The organism is Pseudonocardia sp. McavD-2-B (assembly GCF_024124365.1).
Taxonomy (GTDB): Bacteria; Actinomycetota; Actinomycetes; order Mycobacteriales; family Pseudonocardiaceae; genus Pseudonocardia; species Pseudonocardia alni.
In genome coordinates this window covers 18834-33511 of sequence record NZ_JAMXSG010000025.1, presented here as the reverse complement: position 1 = coordinate 33511, position 14678 = coordinate 18834, and the positions used below count along the sequence as shown (strand labels likewise).

The following is a 14678-nucleotide window of genomic DNA, read 5'->3' as shown; positions in this document are numbered from 1 at the left end:
GGGGGCAGTGCGGGCTCCTCCCGGCCGGCCGCGGTCAGCGACACCGCGGACACGGTCCCGGCGGTGGTCAGGACCGCGACCCCCGCGGTCAGCAGGGCGTGCATTCCGGGCAGGCGCACGACGTCCCCCTCGGTCTCGGTCGTCGAAGCTCGGCCCGGACGGAGGTGGTGCGCGGCCGTCCGGGTGATGGGAGCGGGTCGACGATGGCTGTACGTCACCTGTGCGTCGTGCGACGGAGTATGCCTTACGCCCAACGGAGCAATGTCGGCGACTGACGGTGATCTTTCGCGGTGGGTGTCGTGTCCTGGCCCCGGGGTGGGTACGGGATCATGGTCGTCGGCACGGACGAACTGGAGGCGATCATCGCGACCGAGGCCGTCGAGACCGGCCCCGGGCCCCGTCGCGCCGGGCGGGCGACCGCGGCCCGCACCCGCATCGTCGGGTGGGTCCTGCTGCTCGTGCTGGCGTCGCTGGGCGTCGTCACGCTGCTGACCTGGATGCTGCTGATCGACGAGACCGACCGCCGGATCGACGACGCGCTGAACTCCGAGATCGCCGAGTTCGCCCGCGTCACCGAGACCGGCGTCAACCCGACGACCGGCCAGCCGTACTCCTCGGTCGACGAGATCCTGCGGTCGGTGATCGCCGCCAACGTCGCGCGGCCGAACGAGAAGTTCCTCGGCTACCTCGACGGGCGCTTCCGCTGGGAGTCCCGGCGGACCAGTCCGCGGGTGCTGCTGCGCGAGGACCCGGCGTTCGCCGCGCTGGTCGCGGACGTCCGCCGTCCCACCCGCGGCTCCTACCTCAGCTCGGCGGGCGAGGTGCGCTGGTCGGCACTGCCGGTCGGGCTCGCCGGCGACCCGCAGCGCGGCGTCATCGTGATCGGCTACTTCACCGAGCGCGAGCACGGCTTCGCCCACGAGGCCGCGCGGCTGATGGGGCTGGTCGGGTTCGGGACGGCGCTGCTGTCGGCGGTCGGGGCGTGGCTGGTGGCCGGGCGCATCCTGCGGCCGCTGCGCGACGTCGCCGCGACGGCCCGCACCATCACCGGGCGGGACCTGTCGCGCCGGGTGCCGCAGCGGGCCCGGGCCCGCGACGAGATCGCCGAGCTGGCCACCACGCTGAACGCGATGCTCGACCGGGTGCAGAGCGGGGTGGTGTCCCAGCGGCGGTTCGTCGACGACGCCGGGCACGAGCTGCGCACCCCGATCACCATCGTCCGGGGGCACCTCGGGGTGCTCGACCCGCACGACCCCGACGACGTCGCCGAGACCGTCGCCCTGGTCGACGACGAGCTGGAGCGCATGAACCGGCTGGTGTCGGAGATGCTCGCGCTGACCCGGGCCGAGCAGCCGTCGCTGCTGCGGACCGAGACCGTCGACGTCGGCGTGCTGACCCGGGAGCTGTTCGAGAAGCTGACCGGCCTCGCCGACCGGGACTGGCGGCTGGAGTCGGTGGCCGCGGTGCGGTGCCGGCTGGACCCGCAGCGGATCACCCAGGCCGTCGTCGCGCTGGCCGACAACGCGACCCGGTTCACCGGTGACGGCGACCGGATCGCGCTCGGCTCGGAGGCGGTCGACGGGCGGGTGCGGATCTGGGTGGCCGACTCCGGACCGGGCGTCGCACCGGAGGACCGGCACCGGGTGTTCCGGCGCTTCGCGCGCGGCGACGACGCGCCCCGCTCCGACGGCGCCGGTCTCGGGCTGTCCATCGTCGAGGCCATCGCGACGACACACGGCGGCCGCGTGCTGCTCGAGAGCACACCCGGGCACGGGGCGACCTTCACGCTGGACCTGCCGAGGAGCGAGACGTGAGCAGCCGGATCCTGGTGGCCGAGGACGAGCCGCGCATCGCGTCGTTCGTGAAGAAGGGCCTGGTCGGGGCCGGGTTCGAGGTCACGGTCGTCGCCGACGGGGCCGGTGTGCACGACCACGCCGTGACCGGTGGGTTCGACCTGCTGGTGCTCGACATCGGGTTGCCGGGGATGGACGGCTTCGAGGTCCTGCGCCGGCTGCGGGCGGCGGGCAGCGCCGTCCCGGTGATCATCCTGACCGCGCGCGACAGCGTGCACGACACCGTCGCCGGGCTGACCGGCGGCGCCGACGACTACATGGCCAAGCCGTTCCGGTTCGAGGAGCTGGTGGCCCGGATCCGGCTGCGGCTGGAGCGCGCCCGTCCCGTCCCGGACCCGGACGTGCTGACCTTCCACGGGCTCGAGCTCGACCCCCGTACCCGGCACGTGAGCGTGCACGGCCGCACCGTCGAGCTGTCGGCGCGCGAGTGCGCGCTGGCCGAGACGTTCCTGCGTCACCCGGGCCAGGTGCTGTCCCGCGACCAGCTGCTCCGGCTGGTGTGGGGGCCCGCCGAGTCGGGGGCGTCGTCCAACGTCGTGGACGTCTACGTCCGCTACCTGCGCCGCAAGCTCGGCGCCGGCTGGATCGCGACCGTGCGCGGCGCGGGCTACCGGCTCGAACCGGGCTGAGCGGACCCGACTACCCTGGTCGTCCGTGTCCCTCACCCTCGGCATCGTCGGCCTGCCCAACGTCGGCAAGTCGACCCTGTTCAACGCGCTGACCCGCAACGACGTGCTGGCCGCGAACTACCCGTTCGCGACGATCGAGCCCAACGTCGGCGTCGTCCCGCTCCCCGACGCGCGCCTGGGGACGCTGGCCGAGATCTTCTCGTCGGAGAAGATCATCCCGGCGTCGGTGTCCTTCGTCGACATCGCCGGCATCGTCAAGGGCGCGTCCGAGGGCGCGGGCCTGGGCAACAAGTTCCTCGCGAACATCCGTGAGTCCGACGCGATCTGCCAGGTCGTGCGTGTCTTCGACGACCCGGACGTGGTGCACGTCGACGGCCGCATCGACGCCGCGAGCGACATCGAGACGATCGCGACCGAGCTGGTCCTGGCGGACCTGCAGACGCTGGAGAAGGCGATCCCGCGGCTGGAGAAGGAGGCCCGCACCCAGAAGGACCGCAAGCCGGTCCTGGACGCCGCGAACGCCGCCGTCGCGATCCTCAACGAGGGCCGGACGCTGTTCCAGGCGAAGGCCGACACCGAGCTGCTGCGCGAGCTGACCCTGCTCACCACGAAGCCGTTCCTCTACGTCTTCAACGCCGACGAGGCCGTCCTCACCGACGACGCCCGGCGCACGGAGCTCACCGAGCTCGTCGCCCCCGCCCAGGCGGTGTTCCTCGACGCCAAGGTCGAGGCCGAGCTGCTGGAGCTCGACGACTCCTCGGCCGCCGAGCTGCTGGAGTCCATCGGGCAGGACGAGCCGGGCCTGGCCCAGCTCGCACGGGCCGGGTTCTCCACCCTCGGGCTGCAGACCTACCTGACCGCCGGGCCCAAGGAGTCGCGCGCCTGGACCATCCCGCAGGGCGCCACCGCGCCGCAGGCGGCCGGGGTCATCCACACCGACTTCGAGCGGGGTTTCATCAAGGCCGAGATCGTCTCGTTCGACGACCTGGTCGCCGCAGGGTCGATGAACGCCGCGAAGTCCGCGGGCAAGGTGCGGATGGAGGGGAAGGACTACGTCATGCACGACGGCGACGTGGTCGAGTTCCGCTTCAACGTCTGACCCGCGGCGGTCCCGCCCGTCGTCCCTCATCAGAAGGGGTGACGATCCGGCGTACACGCTGACCGTCGTCGCGCCACCCACGACACTGTTGGCCGGCCCCGGGGCGGGGCCGGTGTGACCGGCTGGGGGAACGACGATGGGCATGGGCCGCTTCGCCGTGGCGGCCGTCGTCGCCGCCGTGTTCGCCACCAGCGCGTGCGCCGCCGCGTCCGGCGCCGAGCGGGTCACCACCCCGGAGTCCGCGGCCGCTTCGGTGTCCGTCCCGTTCGCGCCCGCCGCCGGTGTGCTGTCCCGGGCCGAGCCGGGTGCGGCGGTGGACGGCGCGATCGTCGCGGCCCGCCGGGCGATGGACCGGGCTGCGGCCGCCGAGGCGCGGGCGGCGGAGGAGAGCCGGGCGAGGACGTCCGGTGACGACTGCGCGGCACGGGCGATGGCCGCCGGGCGGTTCGACCCGTCGTGCTCGGCATACCAGGGGTATCTCGACCCGGGCACGTCCGCGGGCCGGGCGCCGACCAGCGGCGAGACCCAGATGCAGTACCTGTGCGAGCGGGGTCTGGTGCCCCGGAGCGACTGCTGACCCGTCGCGGCGCCCGGCGCGACGTCACCGGCGGGGGCGCTCCGCTGCCGGTCCGGTTCGACGGGGCCCGCTGCCGCCCGATCTCCCGACGCGCTGTCTCATATCGCGACACCGCAGTGTGTCCTACGCCACTACCGTCGGATCCGCCGTGACGATCACCCGGGTCCGGGCTCGTGACGGTTCCGCGCCCGACCCGGTGACGCGGCCCGACCGACACGGGGGAACCCACATGGCCGAGCAGGTCCACCGGTTGATCTACCGCAGTCACAGCACGGTGCCGCGCGAGCGCCGCGACGAGGTTCTCGCCGAGATCTTCGACGTGGCCCGGTCGAAGAACAAGAAGGCCGGTGTCACCGGGGCGCTGCTGATCTCCGACAACTGGTTCGTCCAGACCCTGGAGGGCGACGAGACGGTCGTCACCGAGCTCTTCGAGAAGATCCGGGAGGACGACCGGCACACCGATGTGTCGGTCGTCGAGTCGGCGACGGTGGAGGACCGGGTGTTCTCCCGCTGGTCGATGGCCCGCATCTCCCCGATCGGGCGCTCGGACATCCCGCTGCACGACGTCGAGGGCCGCATCCGGCCCGCCGCGCCGGACCAGCCCGGGCGGGAGCAGCAGGACCTGCTCACCCGGATGCGGAACACCATCGGCGCCGACTTCGTCTGACCCCGCTCACCGCAGCGGGATGTCGACACCCCGCTCGGACTCGGGGCGCGGGCCGTGGATCCGCCGCTCCGCCTCGGTGATCGGGACGTCGTTGATGCTGGCCTCGCGCCGCCGCATGAGTCCCAGCTCGTCGAACTCCCACAGCTCGTTTCCGTAGCTGCGCCACCATCGGCCGTCGGCGTCGCGGGACTCGTACTGGAATCGGACGGCGATGCGGTTGTCGTCGAACGCCCACAGGCTCTTGCGCAGCGCGTAGTCCTGCTCGCGCTGCCACTTCGCCGTCAGCAGCTCGACGATCTCCTGCCGGCCGGTGGCGAAGGTGTCGCGGTTGCGCCACACCGAGTCCGGTGTGTACGCGCCCGCGACGCGCTCGGGGTCCCGGGTGTTCCAGGCGTCCTCGGCGGCCTGCACCTTCTGGCGCGCGGTCTCCGCGGTGAACGGCGGGTAGGGCGGACGGCCATCGGTCACGACTGTCTCCTCGGTCAGTCGAGAACGAGCGTTCTCGATCTGCTCCGGTAAGGTAGGGAACGATCGTTCTCGATGTCAAGGAGGTCATCGGTGCCCGCGGCCATCACCGAGGAGCAGGCCCGTCTCGACCGGGACGCCCTGCTGGACGCAGCGGAGCTGCTGTTCTACGAGCGCGGCATCCGGGCCGTCGGGATGGACCAGGTCAGGTCGGCGTCGGGGCTCCCGCTCACGCGGATCTACCGGGACTTCCCGTCCAAGGAGGACCTCGTCGTCGCGGTGCTCCGTCGGCGCGACGAGCGCTGGCGAGGCGACCTGGCGGCGTACGTGACCCGGGTCGGGGACCCGCGGCAGCGGCTGCTCGCCGTCTTCGACTGGCTGGGGGAGTGGTTCACCCGGCCCGGGTTCCGCGGCTGCGCGTGGATCAACGCCTACGGCGAGCTCGGCAGCACCTCGGAGCCGGTGCTGCGCGAGGTGCGCAGCCACAAGGAGCTGTTCCACCGGCAGCTCGGGGAGTGGGCGTCGGCGGCCGGCGTGGATCCCGTCGAGCCGGTCTGCCTGCTCACGGAGGGGGCGATGGTGACCGCGGCGATCGGCGGGAGCCCGGATCCGGCGCGGCAGGCGCGGGCGGCGGTGGCGGTGCTGCTGCCCTGACCGGCGGTCACTGCGACCAGGCCGCCGTCATCACCGTGGACAGCGGCTCCAGCTCCGCGACCAGCTCGTCGAGCTCCGCGTCGGACAGGGCCGCGTACGGCGGCGCGGCGAGCTCGTCGGTCAGCGCCTCCACGCGCGCCGTGACCTCCCGGCCCGCGTCGGTGAGCCACCCGTCGTCGTCGACCAGGCCGCGTCGCCGCAGACCGGACATGACATCGGCCAGCCGGGCCGCCGGCAGGTGGTGCACGCGCCCGAACGTCTCCGGCGGGTGGACGCCCATGGCCAGCGCGGACAACAGGTGGGCCTCGGTGCCACCGATCCGCTCGGTGAGCAGGGCGGTGACGTGCCCGTCGCCGCGGTGCTCGCGCAGCGTCGTCGCGGACTGCCACAGCCGGGTCAGCGGGTCGCCGGGGACCTCCAGGGTGCGCATCCCCGCGTACATCACCCGGCCCTCGGTGGGGGCGCTCGTCGCGGCGGTGGTGAGCAGGTCGGCGGCCCGGGCCACGCCGGGCGAACCGGACAGCTCGGCGCCGAGGATCCGGCGCAGCGCCGCGACGCTGCCCCGTCGCCACGCGGCGAAGGACTCCTCCGGCGGGACCGTCGCCCAGGCGCTCGGGATGTGCCGGGCGGCCTCGCCGTCGGCGAAGCTGTAGAACGCCGCGTGTACGACCTCGGCCGGGACCCGGCCGAGCGGCGCGGCCCGGCTCGCGAAGTAGCCGTCCCAGTAGGTGCGGTGGCCGAGCGCGGCCAGCTCCTCGTTCGGCTCGTCGGCGAGGTAGGTGGCCAGGCAGATCGGCTCGGTCAGCCCGAACATGCGGCGTGCGGTGTGTGCGGAGGGCATGACCGGTACGACCGGGAGGGCGTCCGGAAGTGATCGGTCACCCGGGCCGGGTGGTGGACGCCGGCCGGCCGGCCTCACCTCCCGCGACGGGCTGATCACGCACCCGAGGATCCGCCCGGTGCGGTGACGGCAAGGGTCCAGCCGTCGACATCGCAGCGGCCGCCGGAGCCCTCGCCCGCGGCGACGACGGTCCCGTCGGCCCGCAGCCCGATCGTGTGCGCCGACCCGGCGGCGACGGCCACCACGTCCCGCCAGGTCCCGACGGCGCACTGTCCGAGGTCGTCGTCCCCGGCGGCGACGGCCGTCCCGTCCGCGCGCAGCCCCACCGTGTGACCGCTGCCCGCGGACACCGCGACGACGTCGTGCCATCCCGCGACGTCGCCGCCGCCCCGCCCGGTGGTCACGACCGTGCCGTCGGCCCGCAGCCCCACGGTGTGCAGGTATCCGGCGGACACCGCGACCAGGTCGCGCCATCCGCCGACCGCGCACTGGCCGTACCGGTCGTTGCCGGTGGCGACCGCGGTGCCGTCGTCGCACAGCCCGACGGAGTGCCAGTCGCCGCAGCTCAGAGCCCGGACCCCGCGCCACCCGTCGACCGCGCACGCGCCCTCGGCGGCGCGCCCCGCGGCGAGCACGGTGCCGTCGGCGCGCAGCCCCAGCGTGCGGCGCCACCCCGCGGCGACCGCGACGACCCCGTGCCAGCCCTCGACGGCGCACTCGCCGTCGCCGTCGCGACCGGTGGCCAGGACCGTGCCGTCGGCGTGCAGCCCGACGGTGTGCGCGCGGCCGGTGTTGCGGGCGGTGTGGACGTTCCCCACCGCGACGGCGACGACGCCGGTCCAGCCGTCGACGGCGCATTCACCGGCGCGGCCGTCCCCGACCGCGACGACGGTCCCGTCCGCCCGTAGCCCGGCCGAGTGCCGCCGGCCGGCGGCGAGGACGCCCATGTCGCCATGATCCACGGCCGGTTCAGTCCAGCCGGCCGTGCACGGCGTCGTCGTCGACGGTCACGTCCGCCCCCAGCCCGCGCAGCACCGCGACCGCCGCGGCGTTGGCCGGGCTCGTCTCCGCGACGACCGGGCCGTCGGCGCGTGCCACGAGCATCCGGAGCACCGCCCCGCCGACCCCGCGACCCCGCCACGGCCGGGCCAGCCAGATCCCGGCCTCCTCGCCGCCCTCGACCGGTTCCAGCCGCGCCGCCCCGGCCACCTCCCCGTCGACGACGACGGCCCAGGTCCGCTCCACCGGCACCTGCGCCGCGACCGACCGCTCCCGGTGGAACGCGACGAACGCCGCGCGCCGCGGCGTCGTCCAGCCGGGTGGGCCGGGCACCGGCGGCATCACCTCGAGCGGGTCCGCCCCGGCGGCCGCCGTGTCGCACAACGCCGCCAGCAGGGGCTCGTCGAGGCGTCGCAGTCCGATGTGCACCCGCCCAGGATCGCGGTCATCCGTCCGGTGCGTCACCGGGTTTGCGGCCCGCGGACACCGTCGTGGCCCGCGCTGCGGCAGGTCGACCCGGCGGAGGAGTGATCTGCATCGACAGCGTTACTCCGGACGGACCACGTCGTTGACCATCGTGAGCGACCGCGCCGGCGTGCGACAGTCTGGTGCGAAAGGCTGTCCAGTCCCGTGTGGTGCCGCCGTTCGGCGATCGATACACACCCGACGGCCGCACCCCGCGCGACGAACGGTCGATTCCCGTCGCGCCGGACGGCCCATTCCCGCAGGTGGCGGCGGGTGTCGGAGAACTACCGGGCGGGTCCGGTGGTGACTCCGGGAGCTAGAGACGCCCGTTCCGTCCCGTCGTTGCGCTGCTGTGATCCACCCCACTTCTCGGCGCCTTTCTGTAACGATCGGCGAGCTGTAGATCTTCTACGGAGAGTAGCTAAACGACACCTGACGGATAGCACTGTGTGTAGTTGATCAGCGGCGAACGGTCGGTTCGGGCGCACCGAAACGGGCATAACGCCGCCCGAACGAGGGGGTGCTCTCGCTTCGGTGATGGGCGTCCGTACGTTCTGCGGCACCGGCCAGTGACGGAGTGTCAGTACGACGGCCGGATCACATCGCCACAGAAGGAGTGCCATGAACGCCCCCGAGACGACCCCCGCCCGTCGTAACGCCCGGCGGATCGCCACCGCCGGTGTCCTGTCCGTCCCGCTGGTCCTGGGCTCGGCCGGAATGGCCTTCGCCGGTGACTACGGCGACGGCGGCAAGCACCACGACAAGGGCGGCGACTGCGCGCCGTCGTCCGCCTCGCAGAAGGGTGGACTGCTCGGCCTCGACGCGGCCGTCGACCCGCAGCTGAACATCGGCGGCATCCTGAACCAGGGTGCGGTCTCCCAGGACACCACCACGCTCGACCGGTCCAACTCCGGCATCGTGCAGAGCGGCTGCGGCGCGGGCGACGCCGTGCAGGTCGACGACCTGGTCGGGCTGGGCCTGGACGTCAGCCCGTCGGCCAACGTCGGCGGCATCCTGAACTCCGGCCCGGTGCAGCAGTCGACCACCACCGTCGACGACTCCAACAGCGGGATCCTGCAGTCCGGCGGCAAGCACGGCGGTGGCGGGCACGCCTCGCAGCGTGGCGGCCTGGTCGACGTCGCGGCCACCGTCAACCCGTCGATCAACATCGGCGGCCTGCTGTCCAGCGGCCCGGTGTCGCAGTCCACCACCACGGTCGACCAGGGCAACTCCGGCATCGTCCAGGGCTGAGCTCCGCGGGACACCCGCGAGGCGCGTACCGCCCGGGCCGCTTGACCCGGCCCGGGCGGTACGGCCGACCGGTCCCTCCGAGCGGAGCTCAGAAGTCCCGGCGGACCAGCATCCGCCACGCCCACCCGGCCGCGACGTCGGGTGGGGGCAGCGGGTCCCGTTCCAGCCAGCTGGCCGCGACCCCGAGCAGCGTCCAGGTCAGGCCGGCGGCGAACACGTCCAGCGGCATGCCGAACGCGTCCTCGGAGACACCCAGCCGCACCGTCGTGTCGGCGACGACCGACTGCATCCGGCGGCGCATCCCGGCCGCTGCGTCCGGCGCCGCGGCACCGCCGAGCGCCTGCCGGTACAGCGGGGCGTGCTCGGCCAGATGGATGAACCAGCGCAGCAGCGCCGCGGGCGGCTCGGGCCCGATGTCGTCCATCGACAGGTCCGACAGGTCCGCTCCGGCGTCCGCCGCCCGGTTGGCGAGCGCGTCGGCCAGCAGCATCTCCTTGTCGGTGTAGTGCTGGTAGAAGCTGCTGCGGTTCACCGACGCGTGCTCCGCGACGTCGGCGATCGTGATCGACTCGAGGGCGCGCTCCCTGGCCAGCGCGAGCAGCGCGTCCTGGAGACGCCGTCGTGTGCGCACCGCCCGGGGATCCACGCTCACCATTCTGCCGAACGGGTGACACCCGGTTGCGAGGGCCCACCGCGTCGCCGTGCGGTCAGGACGTCCGGTTGCACGGCGGCCCCCACATGCCGGCCCGCCGGTCCTGCGCGATGCGCTGCCCGGCCTCGAAGCCCGGCCGGTAGCGGCCCTGCCCCGGGTCCACCCAGCCCGCGACGAGCGCAGCGTCGGTGTAGGACTGCTGTGTCCCGATCACGAGGTACGCGGGCCACGTCGGGGCGTCCGCCGCCGGAGCGGGCAGCGTCGGGTCCGGCACCAGCGTGACCTCCTGACCGTCGAGGAAATCCTGGGCGAACCGCTGCGCGTCGGCCCGCGCGCACGGCGGCGTCGACGCGGTGTCCACGCCGATCACCGACACCGTCACCGGACGGCCCCCGACGTCCACCACGACCGTCGCCGGGTCCACGACCCGCTGCACCCGCCCGTACAACGTCGGCGGGCCGGTGAGCGGGCCGAGCGCGGCCGTCCCCGGCTCGCCGGCCAGGGCCGGGTTGTCGGACATCCGGCCGATCGTCAGCCCCCCGACGATGCCGAGGGCGACCAGTACCAGCACGGCCAGCATCGCGATCATGCGGCGTGGGCCGGTGGACCAGGCGGACAGGAGCGTCCGGGCGCGGTGGCGCGGTTCGGGCAGCATGACTGGAGTTCGTACCGAATCGGGCGTCCGGTTGCCTGCCGGGCGGGATCAGGGACATCCGGCCGCGGTCCAGGCCGCGGAACAGCCGGTGCCCGCGGAGGCGGGCCCGGCGACCCCGGTCCCGGACAGGGCGAGCGCGAGGACGGCGCCGGCCAGCAGCAGACGGGGTCCGGTGGGACGGGTGCGGCGGCGCGGCGCGGTCATGCCGGTCGTCTCGCCGGACAGCGGGCCGATGTTGCGCCGTCCGGACCAACCTCATCAGGATTGTCGATCGCCGGACACGCGGCGGGACCGCTCCGGGACGCTGCTAGGTTCGGCGCCTCCGTCCGTCCGGGAGGCCATGCGTGATCACCGTCCGGGAGCTGGGGCCCGACGACTGGGAGACCTGGCGCGACATGCGCCTCGCCGCACTGGCCGAGGCGCCCGACGCGTTCCACAGCCGGCTCACCGACTGGCTCGGCGCGGGGGAGCGGGAGTGGCGTGACCGGCTGGCCGCGCCCGGCCGGTACCTGGTGGTCGAGGTCGGCGGCCGCCCCGCCGGTCAGGTCGTGGCCGTCCCGCCGGACGGCGACGGCGTCGCCGACCTCATCGCCCTGTGGGTCGCCCCGCACGCACGCGGGGACGGCGCCGCGACCGCACTCGTCGACGCGGTCCTCGACCGCGCCGCCGGGTGGGGCGCGCGGACGCTGGCACTGCACGTGGTGATCGGCAACGACCGCGCCGCGGCGTTCTACCGGCGGCTCGGGTTCGTCGACCGCGGCGTCGTCGAGCGGCCCGACGGCATCAGCGAGACGCGGATGGACCGGCCCGTCGGCCGTCCGGCCCCGCGGTGCTGACCGTCCGGCCCGCCACACCCTCGGACGACCCCGGGCTGACCCGGATCGACGCCCTGACCTGGACCGCGGAGGTCAGCCCGGCCCCGCCGCGGCCCGAGCCGTTCCTCGACCGGACAGCGGTCGGGGACGTTCTCGTCGCCGACGACGACGGCGCCGTGGCCGGGTATGTGATCGTCGGGGCCGCTCCGCCCGCGGTCCCGGCGCACGACCACGTCCGCTGCATCGGAGGTCTGGCGGTGCACCCCGGGCACACCGGCCGCGGCGTCGGCCGCGCGCTGGTCGACGCCGCGGTGGCCCGCGCCCGCGAGAGCGGCGGCCGCAAGGTCACGCTGCGGGTCCTCGGCCCGAACACCCGGGCCCGGGAGCTGTACCGCCGCTGCGGCTTCGTCGAGGAGGGCGTGCTGCGCGCCGAGTTCGTGATCGACGGGGTCGCCGTCGACGACGTCCTGATGGCCAGGCACATCGCTCCGCCGGTCGGCTGACCTGCGGCGGCGCGGAACTGTCGGGGGTCGGTCGTAGCGTCGGAGCCATGACCAGCGCCCTGCCGTCGCCCCCGGCCTCGCCACCCGTCCCGGCCCGGGTGGCGGCCGCGCTGCGCGCCTCCTGGAGCCGCGACACCTGTGACGTCGCGGACGTCACCGACTGGACCCCGGACCGTCCGTCGCGGGGCCAGTGCGGGGCGACGGCACTGGTCCTGCACGACCTGTTCGGCGGTGACCTGCTGCTGGCCGAGGTGTGGCAGGCCGACGGCCGCCTGCAGGGCTACCACTGGTGGAACCGGCTGCCCGGCGGCGCCGAGGTGGACCTCACCCGGGACCAGTTCGCCACGGGGGAGACGGTCCACCCGCCCCGGGTGGTCGTGCGCCCGGAGGGCCCGCCGCGGCGCTGCCGCGCGCAGTACGAGCTGCTGCGCCGGCGGGTCCTCGATCGGCTGGACGGCCCGGGGTGAGCGGCCCGGGGCTCAGCGGCGGCCGCGGCGCACGGCGTCGGCGAGCGTGCCCAGGAGCTCGTCGGTGGTGCCCCAGGACATGCAGGCGTCGGTCACCGAGCGGCCGCGGACCATGTCCGGGCCCAGCTCCTGGCGTCCCGCCTCCAGGAAGCTCTCCATCATCAGCCCGGTGACGGCCCGCTCGCCGGTCGCGATCCGCTCGGCCAGCTCCGCGACGACGCCGGCCTGCCGCACGTGGTCCTTGCCGCTGTTGCCGTGGCTGGCGTCGACGACGACACGCTCCGGCAGGCCCGCCGCACGCAGCCCGTCGGCGGTCGCGGCGACGTCGGCGGCCGAGTAGTTGGGGGTGGCCCCGCCGCGCAGGATGACGTGGGTGTCCGGGTTGCCGGTGGTGGTGACCAGGCCGGCGAGCCCGTCGGCGTTCACCCCCATGAACACGTGCGACGCCGCGGCCGCGCGCATCCCGTCGATCGCGGCGCGGATGTCGCCGTCGGTGGCGTTCTTGATCCCGACCGGCATCGACAGGCCGCTGACCAGCTGGCGGTGCACCTGGCTCTCCGCGGTGCGGGCGCCGATCGAGCCCCAGGTGACCACGTCGGCGATGTACTGCGGGGTGATCGGGTCGAGGAACTCGCAGCCGACCGGCAGCCCGAGCGCGGAGATGTCGAGCAGCAGCGTGCGCGCGGTGCGCAGTCCGCGGTTCACGTCGAAGGTGCCGTCCAGGCCCGGGTCGTTGATCAGGCCCTTCCAGCCGACGGTCGTGCGCGGCTTCTCGAAGTAGGTACGCATGACCACGCACAGCTCACCGGACAGCTCCTCGGCCCGGGCGGCGAGGCGGTGGGCGTAGTCCAGGGCGGCGTCCGGGTCGTGCACCGAGCACGGCCCGACGACGACGAGCAGGCGGTCGTCGTCGCCGTCGAGGATGTCGGTGACCGCGGCGCGGCCGCGGGTGACGGTCTCGGCGACCCGGGGGTCGCAGGGCAGGTCGTGGCGCAGCAGTGCGGGCGAGATCAGCGGGCTGATCCGCTCGATGCGGCGGTCGTCGGTCGGGGCGACCTGCAGGGGGGTGGTGCTCGCACTCATCGGAGACGGTGGTCCTTACCCGGCGGACCGCCCCGGATCACCTCGACCGAGCCGGTCTGGAATGCCGGCTCGAGGGGATGGAGGTCAGCGCGCTACGGCACCTGCCAGCCCATCCCGGGCCGGCCGGCGAAACCAGTAGTACGCGTTCAGCACGCACCGACCGTACCCCACGCCGGCGGCAGGCGTGGTACCACCGGCACATGCGGATCGCCCTCGCCCAGATCGTGTCCACCCCGGATCCCGAGGAGAACCTCGCCGAGGTGGAGCGCCGCACCCACGCGGCCGCCGACGCCGGCGCGCAGCTCGTGCTGTTCCCCGAGGCCACCATGTGCTGCTTCGGGGTCGCGCTCGGCCCGGTCGCGCAGCCGCTGGACGGACCGTGGGCGACGCGGGTCCGCGAGGTCGCCGCGGCGGCCGGGACCACCGTCGTCGCGGGGATGTTCACCCCGTCCGGGGACGGCCGGGTCCGCAACACTCTGCTCGCCACCGGCGGCGGTGTTAACACCCACTACGACAAGATCCACATGTTCGACGCGTTCGGCTTCGCCGAGTCCGACACCGTCGAGCCCGGCACCGAGCCGGTCGTGGTCGGGGTGGGCGGTGACGAGCCGGTCACGGTCGGCCTGTCCACCTGCTACGACGTGCGCTTCCCCGGTCTGTACCAGCGCCTCGCCGACGACGGCGCCACCGTGCTGCTGGTACCCGCCTCCTGGGGCGCGGGCCCGGGCAAGCGCGAGCAGTGGGAGCTGCTGGTGCGGGCCCGTGCGCTCGACACCGGCTCGTTCGTCGTCGCGTGCGACCAGGCCGACCCGACGACGGCCGGCCGCGAGCACGGCAAGGCGCCGACCGGGATCGGGTACAGCCTGGTCGCCGGCCCGCGCGGCGAGGTCGTCGACGCACTCGGCGCCGAGCCCGGGCTGCTCGTGGTCGACGTGGACCCGGCGGCGGCCACGACCGTGCGCGAGCAGATCCCGGTGCTGGCCAACCGGCGGTTCTGAGCGGC

General features: G+C 74.3%; 19 protein-coding genes. 11 read left to right on the top strand and 8 right to left on the bottom strand.

The features are described 5' to 3' along the window. The first annotated feature begins 299 nt into the window (after positions 1-299). The 5 genes from NH602_RS06280 to NH602_RS06260 all read left to right on the top strand — a co-directional run bounded on the left by NH602_RS06280 (position 300) and on the right by NH602_RS06260 (position 4825). Positions 300-1814: a cell wall metabolism sensor histidine kinase WalK gene (locus NH602_RS06280; protein ID WP_253067273.1), complete on the top strand. Its 1515-nt coding sequence runs from the start codon at positions 300-302 to the stop codon at positions 1812-1814. Next, positions 1811-2482, top strand: coding sequence for a response regulator transcription factor (locus NH602_RS06275; RefSeq protein WP_073577707.1), 672 nt, complete (start codon positions 1811-1813; stop codon positions 2480-2482). Before NH602_RS06280 ends, NH602_RS06275 begins: the two co-directional genes overlap by 4 nt. A gap of 25 nt (positions 2483-2507) precedes the next feature. After that, entirely contained in the window at positions 2508-3581 is a 1074-nt protein-coding gene (ychF, locus tag NH602_RS06270) for a redox-regulated ATPase YchF (protein ID WP_073577708.1), read from the top strand. A 142-nt stretch (positions 3582-3723) separates the two neighbouring features. Beyond that, positions 3724-4158, top strand: a complete 435-nt coding sequence (locus tag NH602_RS06265; protein WP_179761020.1) for a hypothetical protein — start codon at positions 3724-3726, stop codon at positions 4156-4158. A gap of 229 nt (positions 4159-4387) precedes the next feature. Continuing rightward, positions 4388-4825, top strand: coding sequence for a BLUF domain-containing protein (locus NH602_RS06260; protein WP_100879672.1), 438 nt, complete (start codon positions 4388-4390; stop codon positions 4823-4825). Between the two features lie 6 nt (positions 4826-4831). Here the strand turns inward: NH602_RS06260 and NH602_RS06255 are convergent, their stop codons facing one another. Further along, positions 4832-5293 (bottom strand): nuclear transport factor 2 family protein, encoded by a 462-nt coding sequence (locus NH602_RS06255; protein WP_073577711.1) that lies wholly within the window; start codon positions 5291-5293, stop codon positions 4832-4834. 90 nt (positions 5294-5383) lie between these two features. Between NH602_RS06255 and NH602_RS06250 the strand changes: the two genes are divergently transcribed. Then, on the top strand, positions 5384-5944 hold the full coding sequence (locus tag NH602_RS06250; RefSeq protein WP_253067272.1) for a TetR/AcrR family transcriptional regulator: 561 nt from the start codon (positions 5384-5386) through the stop codon (positions 5942-5944). Between the two features lie 7 nt (positions 5945-5951). Here NH602_RS06250 and NH602_RS06245 read toward each other — a convergent pair whose 3' ends face one another. The 3 genes from NH602_RS06245 to NH602_RS06235 form a co-directional block, all read right to left on the bottom strand. Beyond that, positions 5952-6785, bottom strand: a complete 834-nt coding sequence (locus NH602_RS06245) for a MarR family transcriptional regulator (protein ID WP_253067271.1) — start codon at positions 6783-6785, stop codon at positions 5952-5954. 95 nt (positions 6786-6880) lie between these two features. Then, positions 6881-7732 (bottom strand): chromosome condensation regulator, encoded by an 852-nt coding sequence (locus NH602_RS06240; RefSeq protein WP_253067270.1) that lies wholly within the window; start codon positions 7730-7732, stop codon positions 6881-6883. A 22-nt stretch (positions 7733-7754) separates the two neighbouring features. Beyond that, positions 7755-8213 carry a GNAT family N-acetyltransferase gene (locus NH602_RS06235; protein ID WP_253067269.1) on the bottom strand — a complete coding sequence of 153 codons (459 nt, stop codon included), beginning with the start codon at positions 8211-8213 and terminating at the stop codon, positions 7755-7757. Positions 8214-8870: 657 nt separating this feature from the next. On the opposite strand from NH602_RS06235, the gene NH602_RS06230 reads away from it, so the two are divergent. Beyond that, positions 8871-9500 carry a hypothetical protein gene (locus NH602_RS06230; RefSeq protein WP_179761018.1) on the top strand — a complete coding sequence of 210 codons (630 nt, stop codon included), beginning with the start codon at positions 8871-8873 and terminating at the stop codon, positions 9498-9500. 88 nt (positions 9501-9588) lie between these two features. Here the strand turns inward: NH602_RS06230 and NH602_RS06225 are convergent, their stop codons facing one another. From NH602_RS06225 to NH602_RS06215, 3 genes are all read right to left on the bottom strand, one after another. After that, positions 9589-10146, bottom strand: a complete 558-nt coding sequence (locus NH602_RS06225; protein WP_073577805.1) for a TetR/AcrR family transcriptional regulator — start codon at positions 10144-10146, stop codon at positions 9589-9591. A 61-nt stretch (positions 10147-10207) separates the two neighbouring features. Further along, a complete protein-coding gene (locus NH602_RS06220; protein WP_253067268.1) occupies positions 10208-10807 on the bottom strand; it encodes a thermonuclease family protein in 600 nt (199 codons plus the stop codon). Between the two features lie 48 nt (positions 10808-10855). Continuing rightward, positions 10856-11011 carry a hypothetical protein gene (locus NH602_RS06215; RefSeq protein WP_157818474.1) on the bottom strand — a complete coding sequence of 52 codons (156 nt, stop codon included), beginning with the start codon at positions 11009-11011 and terminating at the stop codon, positions 10856-10858. Positions 11012-11151: 140 nt separating this feature from the next. Here NH602_RS06215 and NH602_RS06210 point away from each other — a divergent pair, with 140 nt between their 5' ends. Genes NH602_RS06210 through NH602_RS06200 form a run of 3 tightly spaced genes read left to right on the top strand, consistent with a single transcriptional unit; the run spans position 11152 to position 12592 of the window. Next, positions 11152-11643 (top strand): GNAT family N-acetyltransferase, encoded by a 492-nt coding sequence (locus NH602_RS06210; RefSeq protein ID WP_179761016.1) that lies wholly within the window; start codon positions 11152-11154, stop codon positions 11641-11643. Then, positions 11637-12125, top strand: coding sequence for a GNAT family N-acetyltransferase (locus tag NH602_RS06205; protein WP_179761015.1), 489 nt, complete (start codon positions 11637-11639; stop codon positions 12123-12125). The genes NH602_RS06210 and NH602_RS06205 overlap by 7 nt, the downstream gene beginning before the upstream one ends. A 47-nt stretch (positions 12126-12172) precedes the next feature. Then, the gene (locus NH602_RS06200) at positions 12173-12592 is read left to right on the top strand and encodes a hypothetical protein (protein WP_208623043.1); all 420 of its coding nucleotides are present in this window, start codon (positions 12173-12175) and stop codon (positions 12590-12592) included. A 12-nt stretch (positions 12593-12604) separates the two neighbouring features. Here the strand turns inward: NH602_RS06200 and NH602_RS06195 are convergent, their stop codons facing one another. Continuing rightward, positions 12605-13675 (bottom strand): 3-deoxy-7-phosphoheptulonate synthase, encoded by a 1071-nt coding sequence (locus NH602_RS06195; RefSeq protein ID WP_100879679.1) that lies wholly within the window; start codon positions 13673-13675, stop codon positions 12605-12607. Between the two features lie 200 nt (positions 13676-13875). Here NH602_RS06195 and NH602_RS06190 point away from each other — a divergent pair, with 200 nt between their 5' ends. Next, positions 13876-14673 (top strand): carbon-nitrogen hydrolase family protein, encoded by a 798-nt coding sequence (locus NH602_RS06190; protein WP_253067267.1) that lies wholly within the window; start codon positions 13876-13878, stop codon positions 14671-14673. Positions 14674-14678 lie beyond the last annotated feature (5 nt).

Coding starts and splice junctions, on each gene's coding strand:
- NH602_RS06195 (WP_100879679.1), bottom strand. CDS start 13,675: ATGAGTGCGAGCACCACCCCCCTGCAGGTCGCCCCGACCGACGACCGC.
- NH602_RS06245 (WP_253067271.1), bottom strand. CDS start 6,785: ATGCCCTCCGCACACACCGCACGCCGCATGTTCGGGCTGACCGAGCCG.
- NH602_RS06265 (WP_179761020.1), top strand. CDS start 3,724: ATGGGCCGCTTCGCCGTGGCGGCCGTCGTCGCCGCCGTGTTCGCCACC.
- NH602_RS06240 (WP_253067270.1), bottom strand. CDS start 7,732: ATGGGCGTCCTCGCCGCCGGCCGGCGGCACTCGGCCGGGCTACGGGCG.
- NH602_RS06220 (WP_253067268.1), bottom strand. CDS start 10,807: ATGCTGCCCGAACCGCGCCACCGCGCCCGGACGCTCCTGTCCGCCTGG.
- NH602_RS06260 (WP_100879672.1), top strand. CDS start 4,388: ATGGCCGAGCAGGTCCACCGGTTGATCTACCGCAGTCACAGCACGGTG.
- NH602_RS06215 (WP_157818474.1), bottom strand. CDS start 11,011: ATGACCGCGCCGCGCCGCCGCACCCGTCCCACCGGACCCCGTCTGCTG.
- NH602_RS06230 (WP_179761018.1), top strand. CDS start 8,871: ATGAACGCCCCCGAGACGACCCCCGCCCGTCGTAACGCCCGGCGGATC.
- NH602_RS06200 (WP_208623043.1), top strand. CDS start 12,173: ATGACCAGCGCCCTGCCGTCGCCCCCGGCCTCGCCACCCGTCCCGGCC.
- NH602_RS06190 (WP_253067267.1), top strand. CDS start 13,876: ATGCGGATCGCCCTCGCCCAGATCGTGTCCACCCCGGATCCCGAGGAG.